Source organism: uncultured Bacteroides sp., from assembly GCF_910585845.1.
Classification (GTDB): Bacteria; Bacteroidota; Bacteroidia; order Bacteroidales; family Bacteroidaceae; genus Bacteroides.
This window is the reverse complement of sequence record NZ_CAJUHF010000068.1, coordinates 1-13,398: the sequence shown is the minus strand read 5'-3', so window position 1 is coordinate 13,398 and position 13,398 is coordinate 1. Positions and strand designations below refer to the sequence as shown.

The following is a 13,398-nucleotide window of genomic DNA, read 5'->3' as shown; positions in this document are numbered from 1 at the left end:
AAGCTATGTTATAACCCAATTCCCAACGCCAGTCTTTCGTCTGAATAGGACGATAAGTTAAAGATAATTCAAAACCTTGATTATGCAATTCGCCGATATTGCTTGTTACTTTATTCTTAAAATTAGAACCAGCAGCTACAGCAACTGTATTGATAAGGTCGGTCGTTTTTCTGTAGTAGTAATCCACATTAGCCGTAAAACGATCATTGAAAAGGCTCAAATCAATTCCAGCATTATAGGTCGTGGTCTTTTCCCAAGTCAGTGACGCATTGTAAGCATCGGGACGATAAGTTATTCCCTCGCCCACAATCGGATAATACGCACCTAATCCATTGTTAGTATAAGATGCAAAATAAGTGTAATCACCAATACCTTCCTGCTGACCAGTCTTACCCCATCCTAAACGGAGTTTCAAATCAGAAACCACCTTGGAATCACGAAGGAACGCTTCTTCATTAATTTTCCATGCAGCAGCCACAGACGGGAAGAATCCCCAACGGTTATCCTTATGGAAACGTGAAGAACCATCATCACGCACTGTAACAGTCAACAAGTAGCGGTCCAACAATGAATAGTTCAAACGGCCAAAGAAAGATACCAAATAGTTTTCAGTCTTATAAAGAGTATTTTCAGAAGGGTCTTTCAATTCTCCCGGATGTTCCTTATTGGTATCTGGATAAGTACCGTAATAGTAATAATCCGTTTCTTTATGGAAATGTTGCCATTCATAACCACCCATTACGTCAAAATGATGGTTTTCACCAAAATCTTTAATATATTGGGCATACATGTTCAATGAGAGGTTATAAGTATCTTGAGTACTCCAACCTTGGCTACCGTAATAATAATTATCATAATTATAACGGCTATAAGCTTTATCACTCTTACCACTCTTCAAGTCCATACCACCATTTACGTGCAGATGAAGGTCCTCAAGACCATGAATCTTATAATCCAATTCCAGATTACCTGTCAACTCTTTACCCTTACCTATATCTGAACTTGTTCCTAAATAAGACATCGGATTACGCGTTGACAAAGAATGGATTGAATATCCCCACTCATCATCGTTACGATCCACCGGAGAACTATATTGGAAGTATCCGCCAAAGTTTTTCTTAAAGAACTCATCGTTAATTGTAACGGGTTTCGTCGGGTCCATTTCACTGGCAGCACCAATTGCGCTCGTATTAGCATACGATGTCTTAGTATACATACCCTTAGCATTGAAATTAACAGCCAAATGATCTTTAAGGAATGTAGGATTCAAGCTAACACTTCCCGTAAAACGTTCGAAATCGGACGTTCTCAAGATACCCTGCTGCTTAGTATAACCCAAAGAGACACGATACGGAAGATTCTTATAAGCACCTGTCAACGTTACATTATGGTCTGTAGATATAGCAGTGCGATAGATTTCATCTTGCCAATCTGTATCCGCAAAGAGATGCTGTGCACCATCAGCAGGTGTTCCATCGGCATTATATGCACTCCAATAGCCCATATTCTTATAATATTCGCTATTTTCCCATTCTGCATCGCTCAAACCACTTTTATCCTTTATGAAGTTCATAAATTCGCTACCGCTCAATACATCCAGCTTATTGGTTACAGCACTTACCGAAACACTACCATTATAAGAGAGAGTAGGCTTCATATTTTTACGACCTTTCTTCGTAGTGATAAGAATTACACCATTAGAAGCACGGCTACCGTAGATTGCAGTGGCTGACGCATCTTTCAAGACTGTAAAGCTTTCAATATCATTCGGGTTCACCAGGTTTAAGGGATTAGACATACCTTGCATACCATAATTATCCATAGCCAAACCATCAATGACAATCAACGGGTCATTGCTTGCATTCAAGGAAGAGCCACCACGAATACGGATGGAAGCACCACCACCAGGTTCACCGCCATTGTTCTGGACATTCACACCAGCAATTTTACCAGTAATCATGTCTTGCGCACTAACTTGCAAACCTTTATTCATTTCATCTGGCTTGATAGCTGTTACCGAACCTGTCAAATCGTTCTTTTTAGCACGACCGTAACCGATAACTACCACTTCACTCAGCAGCTCCGCATCATCTTTCAGCGTAACGATAGTCGAAGGAGCGGCTGCCACTTCTGCCGTTTGATAACCGATGAAAGAGACCTGAAGAATTGCTCCCTTGGGAACAGACAACGTAAAGTTACCATCCAAATCGGTAATGGTACCGTTCGACGGATTACCTTTTTCAATGACATTGGCGCCAACGACTTCACCCATAGCATCTTTCACATGCCCTCTTACGGTGATGTTCTGTGCATAAACGCCTACTGACAAGAATAGCCCCAAAATCAGGGGAAGAATCATTTGATAGATTCTAAGATTAACTTGCTTCATGCATTTAACAAATTAAAGTTAACAATATTAATTACCTATATATATTATTCAAAAAAATAATCTATATCTATTTTTGTCTGCACTTTTTTTAAAGTGCCCACAGCATTACGCAACAAAAATATGCTATATTAGTTTAACAAAATACAGGAAAAATGCAAAATATGCAATTTGAAGCATGCAAACGATTGCACATAAAATTGCATTGCCGACGTAAACCGTAAACTATCCGTCAGAAATAGGAACACTTCGGGAAATTGATACCTCTACAGTGAAGGATTTCCGGCAATACCCCATATACTTGATTGTAATACCATTATATAATTATATAATTCAAGTTTCGCATATCTTTGATTGTCAGTAAACAAGTTAATGAAGCTACAAAAGGAAGCAGTTCAGGCTTCTACCTGCATTTTATTCACAAAACAGGCAGACAGGAGAGCCTTGCACCCTTGTTTATTTGTCACTGAAAGCAAGTTTAAGAACTTGCAAAACTTAAATAAGATAACAAAAGTACCTCTTTTTGATGATATTCTACGGCTTTAACAAGCTTTTTGAACAGGATTTTATATACAGGAAACAGATAAATGAAAAGTGTTCAATACTATGAAACAAAGTGTTCAGTAGTATGGAACACTTTGTTCTATAGTAAGAAACAAAGTGTTTCATATATATAAAACAAAGTGTTCAGTGACATGAAAACAAAGTGTTCAGTGATATGAACCAAGTATTTATATAAATAAAAAGGTTAATCTTATATACACAAACTTCCTCACAGATGGCTTGCAGATAAGGTATCTGCAAGCCATCTGCAAGGTGTATCTGCAAGCCGATAACAAACTGTAAAGCAAAACAATATGCCCCAAATCCTTGCAGATGGCAGATAAAATAAGAAAAAAAATTCTAGAGAGAGAGGGCTGAACATAAAATCCCGTCCAACGCAAAGTACTATCCTCCCCTATGACTACACGGAAAGCCGTGCTATCAAACATAAAAAATCTTTTTTTAATGTTGAAGAATACAACATTAATAAGTACTTTTGTGTATTGATATACAAAAGCAAAGCAATATGAGCAACAAGATTTATCCCATCGGCATCCAGAATTTCGAAAGCCTCCGCCAAGACGGCTATTTCTACATTGATAAGACAGCATTGATTTATCAATTGGTGAAAACCGGACGGTATTATTTCCTAAGCCGCCCCCGGCGTTTCGGCAAGAGCCTGCTCGTCTCGACACTGAAAGCATACTTCCAAGGAAAGAAGGAATTGTTCACCGGTCTGGCTATGGAGAAGCTGGAAAAAGACTGGATAACCTATCCCATACTCCACATCGACCTCAATATCGAGAAATATGATACTGCGGAAAGTTTGGACAACATACTGGAGAAATCATTAGCCGCCTGGGAAAAGCTCTATGGTGCCGATCCTTCCGAACGTTCCTCCTCCCTGCGCTTTGCCGGCATCATCGAACGTGCCTGCAAACAGACCGGACAACGCGTGGTCATCCTGATAGACGAATACGACAAGCCCATGTTGCAAGCCATCGGAAACGAAGAACTTCAGAAACAATTCCGGAACACCTTGAAGCCATTCTACGGAGCACTGAAAACGATGGATGGCTACATCAAGTTCGCCCTGCTGACCGGAGTGACCAAATTCGGAAAAGTCAGCGTATTCAGCGACTTGAACAATCTGGACGACATATCCATGTGGAACAACTATACAGAAATATGTGGTATCAGCGAACGGGAAATCCATGAAAATCTGGAAACTGAACTTCATGAGTTTGCTGCCGCTCGAGGAGTGACGTATGAACAAATTTGCAAAGAGCTCAAAGAAAATTACGACGGTTACCATTTCGCACCCAACTCCATCGGCATCTACAACCCGTTCAGCCTACTCAACGCTTTCAACCGCAAAGAGTTCGGAAGATACTGGTTTGAAACAGGAACTCCTACTTACTTGGTGAAGTTACTGAAGAAGCATCATTACGACCTCGAACGGATGACGCATGAAGAAACCGATTCCCAAGTACTGAACAGCATTGATTCCGAATCAACCAATCCCATCCCGGTGATTTACCAAAGCGGTTATCTTACCATCAAAGGATATGACGAACGATTCGATATGTATCGCCTGGGATTCCCCAACCGCGAAGTAGAGGAAGGGTTCATTCGCTTCCTTCTGCCCTTTTATGCCAATACCAATAAAGTGGAAGCTCCTTTTGCGATTCAGAAATTCGTACGTGAAGTGGAATCTGGAGATTATGACTCCTTCCTCCGCCGCCTGCAAAGTTTCTTTGCCGATACTACTTACGAAGTCATACGTGAGCAAGAGATACATTATGAGAATGTGCTCTTCATCGTCTTCAAGCTGATAGGATTCTATACCCAAGTGGAATACAACACCAACAACGGACGCATCGACCTCGTATTACAGACAGATAAGTTCATCTATATCATGGAATTTAAGCTGGAAGGTACAGCCGAAGAGGCTTTACAACAAATCAATGACAAGCGTTATGCACTTCCCTTTGAAGCTGACGGACGGAAATTATTCAAAATAGGAGTAAACTTTAGCGAAAAAACCAGAAATATAGAAAAATGGGTGGTAGAGTAAGACCTTTGCCACTCTACCACCCGGTAATTGGTGTGGGTGAATGCCGGGAACTGTTCTTCATTTCCCAGCTTAATATTCTTTAATTTCCGGCTTAGTATTCTTTACTTTCCGGTTTGAAGTATCAGCTTTCCGGATTTCAATCCCTTAGCTTTCGCCTCAAAGATGATTTCACCGGGTTGTACGGACGCTTGTACGATTGCCGTCAGCTGGCCGCTGAAAGCAGGCATCTTCGGCAAATGGAACAAATCGAGCGAGGTGGCATCGCCATTGGCGGCAGCACGGTAACGCCCGGCACCTTTCACCGAGAAGTTGACCATTCTACTGTCGGCAGGACAAAGATTGCCGTCCTTATCGACTACGCGGACTGTGATGTAAGCCAAGTCTTTGCCATCGGCTTTCAACCGGTTGCGATCGGCAACCACTTCCAGATGATGGGGCTTGCCTGCCGTGCGGATCACTTTCTCCTCCACCGGCTTGCCGGCAGCATCGTATGCCACCACCTTCACTTCACCCGGTTCGTACGGAACATCCATCCACATCAGACGATAACGGCGCTGCAAGGCAAGCGCATCTTTACCCTGCAATGCCTTACTCTCTTCGGCAGTGAGCTTATGCTGTTTCCCGAAGCTCTTGCCATTGACGAAAAGTTCGGCAGACGGATAGTTGGTGTAGACGAACACAGGAGTGTTCTCCCCTTCCCTGCCCGGCCATGTCCAATGCGGAAGGACATGAAGCGTGTTCACGCTCTTATTCCAAAGGCTGCGATAGAGATAGTAACGATCTTTGGGCAAGCTGGCAAGGTCGATGATGCCGAACAGCGAGCTATGGCTCGGCCAGGCATCCGTATCGTAAGGTGACGGCTCACCCAAATAATCGAAACCGGTCCAGACAAACTGACCGATAGTCCAAGGATAGTCATCGGCAAGGGCAAAGTCTTCGTCGGGCACGTTGGACCAGGAACAGTGCTCCAGGTCGTAGCCCGAAGACTGGTGGTCTTCATACTTCGCATCGCCGCGCTTCTCGACAGGGAACTTATATACGCCGCGCGAACTGACCGTGGACGAGGTTTCCGAACCAAGCACGATATTCTGCGGCAATTTCTCATAGGCTTCCAAATAGCGGTGGGTGCGGTAGTTGAAACCGGGAACGTCAATCATGGCGGCAAAGCCGTTCTTCAAGACACAAGTCACCTGGTCCATGCCGCAAGTGACAGGACGTGTCGGGTCTTCGCGATGGCAGATATCCTGCAAGAAAGAGGCTACCTTATAACCTTCAGGACTGCACTGGGTAGGCACTTCATTGCCGACGCTCCACATCACGACACTGGGATTGTTGCGATACTGACGCAGCATGTTCACCATGTCACGTTCTGCCCATTCGCCGAAGTAGCGGTGATAGCCGTTCTTGCATTTGGCAATGTCCCACTCGTCGAAAGGTTCCAGCATCATCATAAAACCCATCTCATCGCAAAGCTGCACCAGCTCCGGCGCAGGCATATTATGGGAAGTGCGCACGGCATCGCAACCCATATCTTTCAGCAACGTAAGCTGACGGCGCAAGGCAGCTATATTGACCGCAGCCCCCAGCGGTCCGAGGTCGTGATGATTGCATACTCCTTGAAACTTGCGATGCTTGCCATTCAGGAAGAAGCCCTTATCGGCTACGATTTCGATGCTACGGATGCCGAAACGGGTGGTATATTCATCCGCCAGCTTGCCGTCGGCATAGATTTTGGAAACCGCTTTATATAAATAAGGTGTCTCCGGCGACCACAGACGAGGGGCATTCACCAGGAAGTTCTGTTCAAATGGCTTGCCGTGGTTGATCTTACGGGTATTGTCCTTCGTTGCTACAACCGTACCATCCGGCGAAATGATCTCCGTAACGATACGGATGTCCCGTCCTTCGTCGTTGGCAATGGAAGTGAGCAGGCGTACCGAAGCATATTCGTCGGACACGTGGGGCGTGGTCAGTTGGGTACCCCATACCGGAACATGCAGTTTCTCGGTAGTCACCAGGCGCACATTGCGATAAAGCCCCGCACCGGGATACCAGCGTGAGGATTGCGGCTTGTTCTCCAGACGAACGGCAAGGATATTGTTCTTCCCATCGGCATTCAGCAGGGAAGTGACATCGCAATGGAAAGAGTTGTAGCCGAACGGCCAGAAACAGGCCTCCTGCCCATTAACGTAGACGCGTGCCTCACTCATGGCGCCATCGAATACAAGAGTGGCCTGCTTGTCGGCAGGGGCGTCGAATGCTGTGCGATACCAACCTATTCCCACATAAGGAAGTCCGCCCGTACGGCCGGTCTTGACGGTAGCTACCTTCTCGAAGTTCTGCGTTACAGCCACTTCCTGCAAATCGTTACTACGGTCGAAAGGGCCGAAAATAGCCCAATCATGGGGAACGGTTACGGTCTCCCACTTGCGGTCGTCAAAGTCCGTCCGCATGGCTTCCGCCTGTTCTCCTTTGGCAAATTTCCAATTCTCCTCCAGCAGGATTTCTTTGCGCTGTGCCTTCAGCGTCAAAGAAAAGAACAGGCAGCCAAGGAGCATGAATGTTATCTTTCTCATGATCGGTCAGAAAAAATGTTAGATTAATCTTTGAATGCTTCCATGATGACTGTAGGACGGCCGTCTTCGGTAAATGCTCCCAAGCGGTACTGGCTTGGCTTACACTCCGGTTCCCAATAGAACACGCCTTTGCAACGTCCGTCCGTCTTCTCGAGGCACTCTTTCAGGATACGCGTCATCAGCACTTTTCCTTGAGCAAGAACAGAACTGTTTGCCAGGTTGCCTTTGTCGTCCGCACATTCCATGCCTGTCTCCACAACCATCACATCGCAACCATACTTCTTGCTCACCGCCTTGATGTTGTTGATACAATCAGTTATAACAGCGTCTGCCGATGCATATTCCGGTTTGGATTCGCGCGACCAATAGGGATAGAGCGACATACCTATCATATCCCATTTGCCACCGTTCTTCTTCAGTTCATCAAAGAACCAATTGAACAAACCATCGTCCCATCCGTTATCCAAATGGACAATGACAATAGCATCCGAAAATACAGACTTCACTGCATCATATCCAGTGGTAACGAATGCACCGAGATTAGCCCAGTTCATGGGATAAACCACTTTGTCGGAAGCATTGGCCGGGGCATCTTTCAGGTCACGTTCCGTCACATCGTAGGATGCGCCGCTCAATGACTTATCCTTGTCCCACAACATTCCCGGACGAATTTCATTACCTACCTGCACCTACTTCGGAGTGACTCCGGCATTCTTCAGAGCCTGCAGTACACTTACCGTATGGTCGGCAATGGCTTTCTTCAACTCCGTGAGGTTCTTACCCACCCATGAGGCCGGCTTGTATTGCTGTGCAGGATCCGCCCACCAATCGCTGTAATGGAAATCAATCATCAAGTCCAGTCCCAAAGCAGCAGCCCGTTTTGCCTTAGCCACCAGGTCGCTCTCATTGCACCAGTTTCCGTGTGCTGATGGGTCTACCCACACGCGCAGGCGGATGGCATTCAGACCTAACTCTTTCATCAATAGAAAGCAGTCTCTTTCTTCACCGGCAGCGTTGCGGAACTTCATGCCGTTCTTTTCCATCTCCGTTACCCAACTGATATCCGCTCCCTTGGCAAATCCGCTTACTGTAACTTCTTCGTCACCAGGATTAGGTTTCTCACTGGGTTCAACATCTTTATTGCTGCCACATGCCGAAACAAAAAAAGCGATGCACAGCAAAACTGAGAAAAATTTTATTCGCTTCATAGTAATACAATTTAATAATTAACAATATCTATTTATATTCACTTATTCAGAAAACATTTCATGTGAGTCCAACCGTTCAGAACTCTGAGGTAAAGTGGAACTTGATGTGTTTAAAATCCATCTGAGCCATCTGAAGCACATAGCCGCTGTCCGCCAGGAAGACATCCCTACCCTCACGGTCCTTGGCCATATACTGGTACTTACGTTTCTTGAAGGCTTCCAGCTCGTTCGGATCGTCACTCTCTATCCAGCAGGCTTTATAGAGGCTCAACGGTTCCCAGCGGCACTTTGCACTGTATTCGTTCTCCAAACGGTATTGGATGACCTCGAACTGCAACTGCCCCACCGTACCGATAATCTTCCGGCCATTAAACTGGTTGACAAACAACTGCGCCACACCTTCGTCCATCAGCTGGTCGATACCCTTGGCAAGCTGTTTCTGCTTCATCGGATCGGCATTCTCGATATACTTGAACATCTCCGGCGAGAAGCTCGGCAAACCGCGGAAGTGCAACTGTTCACCCTCAGTCAGCGTATCGCCAATCTTGAATGTCCCGTTGTCCGGCAAACCGATGATATCGCCTGCCCAAGCCTCATCGACCGTGGTCTTGCGCTGCGCCATGAATTGTGTGGGCGAAGAAAAGCGCATAGTCTTTCCGTGACGCACATGCAGATAGGGAGCATTTCGCGTGAATTTTCCTGAGCAGACTTTGCAGAATGCGATACAGGAACGGTGATTCGGGTCGATGTTTGCCGTTATCTTGAAGATGAAACCCGTGAATTTCGGCTCGTCGGGTTCCACTACCCGCTCTTCTGCCTGCACCGGACGAGGGCTTGGCGCCAGTTCCACAAAGCAATTGAGCAACTCTTCCACACCGAAGTTATTCAGCGCCGAACCAAAGAAGACCGGAGCCAGATCGCCTTTCAGATACTCATTCTTATCAAATTCCGGATAAACGCCATCAATCAGTTCCAGTTCGCCACGCAACTTGTCTGCCAGCTGCGCACCGATACGCTTGTCCAGTTCTTCGGTATGAATGTCCACTTCCACCTTCTCCGCAACGACCTGTTTGGAAGGTTGGAACAGGTTCAGATTATGCTCATAGATATTATAAACACCCTTAAACCGGACACCGCTCTCGATAGGCCAAGTCAACGGGCGCACATGGATGGCAAGTTCCTCCTCCAACTCGTCGAGCAGGTCGAACGGGTCTTTGGCTTCGCGGTCCATCTTATTGACGAAGATGATTACCGGCGTATTGCGCATGCGGCACACCTCCATCAGTTTACGTGTCTGCGTCTCCACACCTTTCGCACCGTCCACCACGATGATAACGCTGTCCACTGCGGTCAGTGTGCGGTAAGTATCCTCGGCAAAGTCCTGGTGACCGGGCGTATCAAGGATGTTGATCTTGTATCCGTGATAATCGAACTCCATCACGGAAGTGGTCACAGAAATTCCACGTTGTTTCTCTATATCCATCCAGTCGGATGTAGCAGTCTTCTTGATCTTATTGCTCTTTACGGCACCTGCCACCTGAATCTGTCCTCCGAACAACAGCAGTTTTTCTGTCAATGAAGTCTTACCTGCATCCGGATGCGCGATAATCGCAAAAGTTCTTCTCCTATCTATCTCGCTCATACTTCTTTCGAAATGGAAAATGGAAAATGGAAAGTTGAAAATTCCAACTCACATCTTACCCTTCTCCTTGATTTTTATATTCGTTTTTACTGTTTTTACTGTACTTGTCAATAAAGCGACTAATTCCCTACAATCAGCATTGATTGACTCATAAGTTTTCTTATCCAAATATTGGGTATCATACAATAACTGCAACCAATATTCTGTTTCATAAGCCTCTTTCAGGGCAATATTCATCTTATTCAGAAAGTCAGCCTTGCTCTGAGCATGAATTGCTTCTCTGTTCAACGCTCCGATTGCAGTCCCACTTCTCAACAATTGCTTCGAAAGAACATATTCTTTCTGCGACGTAGTCAAATATTTAAAAGCATTTACTATACGTATAGCAAACGCATAAGACTTCATCGATATGGCACTCTCTGAATTTTCCACTTTCAATTTTCCACTTTCAACTTCTTGATGCATGCATCAAGACTATCCGTCCAATGGGGTATTTCGATTCCGAACGTCCTCTTGATCTTGGCTTTATCCAGCACAGAATAGTGCGGACGGGGTGCCTTGGCGGGATATTCGTCGGTATGCAAAGGGCTTACCTTGCAGGTATCGATGCCGGCAAGACGATGAATGGTTACCGTGAAGTCATACCATGAGCACACGCCTTCGTTGCTGAAATGGTAGATGCCCGGAACGATTCCGTGGTTGATAGCGGCATAGATGGCTGTTGCCAAGTCTTTAGCATACGTCGGAGTGCCGATCTGATCGAATACGACACCAAGCGATTCGCGTTCGCGACCGAGACGGAGCATCGTCTTTACGAAATTGTTTCCATAGATGGAATACAGCCAGGCTGTACGAATCACCATCGCTTTCTCGCAGTTCTGCATCACTTCTTTCTCGCCGCCCAACTTGGTGAATCCGTAAACTGAGTTAGGACACGTCTCGCACTCTTCCGTATAAGGGACATGCGCCGTGCCGTCGAACACGTAGTCTGTAGAAATCTGTATCATGGCAGCCCCGTTGGCCTGTGCGGCACGTGCCAGTATGCCCGGTGCTTCCTCATTCAACTTACGGCATAATTCCTGGTTATCTTCTGCCTTGTCGACCGCTGTATAGGCGGCACAGTTCACCACGACTTCTACCTGATTGTCGGCAATGCATGCCCGCACCGCCAGCTCGTCACAAATATCCAGTTCCTGAACATCCGTAAAGATATAGGTATGCTGCGGATTCTCTTTGGCGAGTTCCCGCATTTCATTGCCCAGTTGTCCGTTGGCTCCGGTTACTAATATTCTCATCTTCTTATTGTTAGATTTAGTTATTTACAATCTTATTTCATACAGTTTTCAGCCTGCCCTGCCGTACGAAGTCTGCCGTTTTCCGGTCATTCGTCCAGCTTCAGCTCTCCGTTCTTGTCCTTTTCGTAATAGTTGGCAAGCATGGAGATGAAATTACTGATGGCCTCTATCGCTTTCAGCGTACCCGGCGTGATTTCTTTCTTCTGCAAGCGCAACAGCAGGACGCCATATAAGGCTTCAAAGCATGTCTCCAGTTCCGGCTCTTCTTTTGCCCCGTTCCGCTGGCGCAGTTCCACAATGAAAGGCAACGCCTTGAAGTAGGCGGCACTATAATAGGGGTATTTGGGAGACGATAACAGCGCACCATGCAACTCCGTCAGGTTAATCACCACATTACGGTTGATTTGCAAATGGCCCTTCTCCATCACACCTTCGTTCCGCATCATGTCGACCAGATTGCCATACCATTCTTCCAGCGCAGGACGTTCTTCTTCGGGATAACGCGAGATGATGTTCTTGCTGATCTTATCACTGTCACACCCGTGGGCACGTATCAGGTCTTCCACCTGCCACATATATATAAGATATTCCGCGATATTCTTCGCTTTCAATTGCTGTGCTACCTTCATGACTTTCAACTCCCTGTTTCCGGTTCTTGCCTTCCGGCTTCCGATTTTAATAAAGAGATTCGCCCATCAGCGTAAATACCAACCCGAATATAGAGACAATGATGACAATGCTACCGATGATACGGTTCAATATCCAGATGCCCCGCAGGTTGAATTGCGTGCGGACTTTATTCACAAAATAAGTAATGCCGAACCACCACGACAAGGCTCCTAAGGCAATTGCCATGTATCCGGTGACCGCCTCGAACACCAACACTCCCTCGCTGACAAACGCAAAACGTGCAAAAAGCCCGATAAACAGGAAGATGATGAGCGGATTGGAAAGCGTGACGGCGAACGCCGTAATGAAGTTGTGAAAATAAGAACCTTTGTTGGTAGAGACAGGACGGATGGACGAAACCGGATTGCTGCGGAAGGTATAAACACCGAATGCCAGCAACATGATGCTTCCGAGCAGTTGCAGATAGAAGATGTTTTTGTTTACATAATCGAATACAAAGCTCATTCCGTATCCCGTCAGCAGGGCGTATGCAATGTCGCTCAACGAAGCCCCAAGCCCTGTTATGAAGCCATACCAGCGCCCCTTATTCAGCGTGCGCTGGATGCACAACACACCGACAGGCCCCAAGGGAGCAGATACAACTACCCCGATAATAAAGCCCTTCCATAATATATCGAATATGGTCCTTATTTCAATCATGGCTGCAAATATCGTACTTTTTTATGAGACAAGCCAACAGTGTTAACGTTTTTTCGACTGAATATTGCAAAACTTCTGACACTCCACCTGTTTTAGACTGACAGTAGACACCTGTCAAAGACATATCAGGGAGGGGAGTCGAGATTGAAAAAGGATACATCATCCCCCTGAAACCGGAATGCGAAAGAGAAACAAACAACGACGAAGCGACCCGCAGAGACACGGCCGACAAGCCGCAGAGAGGAAACAAAACAAGCCGGAAGAACAGCGGAATTGAAGCAAAAAAAGCAGAACCGAAGCAAAAAAAAAAGCAGAAAACAGACAAAAAACAGCGAAAAAAAA

The 13,398-nt window shown here is 46.0% G+C and carries 9 protein-coding genes and 1 pseudogene; 1 reads left to right on the top strand and 9 read right to left on the bottom strand.

Annotated features, from left to right (window positions below; translation table 11 throughout):
* A partial coding sequence (locus tag QZ323_RS13470) for a SusC/RagA family TonB-linked outer membrane protein (RefSeq protein WP_294635222.1) occupies positions 1 to 2,389 on the bottom strand: 2,389 nt, incomplete at its 3' end.
* A 1,066-nt stretch (positions 2,390 to 3,455) separates the two neighbouring features.
* Between QZ323_RS13470 and QZ323_RS13465 the strand changes: the two genes are divergently transcribed.
* Positions 3,456 to 5,006 (top strand): ATP-binding protein, encoded by a 1,551-nt coding sequence (locus tag QZ323_RS13465; RefSeq protein ID WP_294635221.1) that lies wholly within the window; start codon positions 3,456 to 3,458, stop codon positions 5,004 to 5,006.
* Positions 5,007 to 5,107: 101 nt separating this feature from the next.
* Here QZ323_RS13465 and QZ323_RS13460 read toward each other — a convergent pair whose 3' ends face one another.
* The 8 genes and pseudogenes from QZ323_RS13460 to QZ323_RS13425 form a co-directional block, all read right to left on the bottom strand.
* A complete protein-coding gene (locus QZ323_RS13460) occupies positions 5,108 to 7,582 on the bottom strand; it encodes a glycoside hydrolase family 2 TIM barrel-domain containing protein (RefSeq protein ID WP_294635220.1) in 2,475 nt (824 codons plus the stop codon).
* Positions 7,583 to 7,605: 23 nt separating this feature from the next.
* Positions 7,606 to 8,790 (bottom strand): annotated as a pseudogene (locus QZ323_RS13455) (glycosyl hydrolase 53 family protein).
* A 76-nt stretch (positions 8,791 to 8,866) separates the two neighbouring features.
* Complete coding sequence (locus tag QZ323_RS13450; protein WP_294635219.1) at positions 8,867 to 10,432, bottom strand: peptide chain release factor 3; 1,566 nt, start codon at positions 10,430 to 10,432, stop codon at positions 8,867 to 8,869.
* Positions 10,433 to 10,480: 48 nt separating this feature from the next.
* Positions 10,481 to 10,837, bottom strand: coding sequence for a four helix bundle protein (locus QZ323_RS13445; protein ID WP_294635223.1), 357 nt, complete (start codon positions 10,835 to 10,837; stop codon positions 10,481 to 10,483).
* 29 nt (positions 10,838 to 10,866) lie between these two features.
* Positions 10,867 to 11,727 (bottom strand): dTDP-4-dehydrorhamnose reductase, encoded by an 861-nt coding sequence (gene rfbD, locus QZ323_RS13440; RefSeq protein WP_294635218.1) that lies wholly within the window; start codon positions 11,725 to 11,727, stop codon positions 10,867 to 10,869.
* Between the two features lie 86 nt (positions 11,728 to 11,813).
* The gene (locus QZ323_RS13435; RefSeq protein WP_294635217.1) at positions 11,814 to 12,356 is read right to left on the bottom strand and encodes a DUF4924 family protein; all 543 of its coding nucleotides are present in this window, start codon (positions 12,354 to 12,356) and stop codon (positions 11,814 to 11,816) included.
* 46 nt (positions 12,357 to 12,402) lie between these two features.
* Positions 12,403 to 13,056: a LysE family transporter gene (locus QZ323_RS13430; RefSeq protein WP_294635216.1), complete on the bottom strand. Its 654-nt coding sequence runs from the start codon at positions 13,054 to 13,056 to the stop codon at positions 12,403 to 12,405.
* Positions 13,049 to 13,398 (bottom strand): hypothetical protein (locus tag QZ323_RS13425; protein WP_294635215.1); only part of this gene is annotated, 350 nt, incomplete at its 5' end. The genes QZ323_RS13430 and QZ323_RS13425, both read right to left, overlap by 8 nt.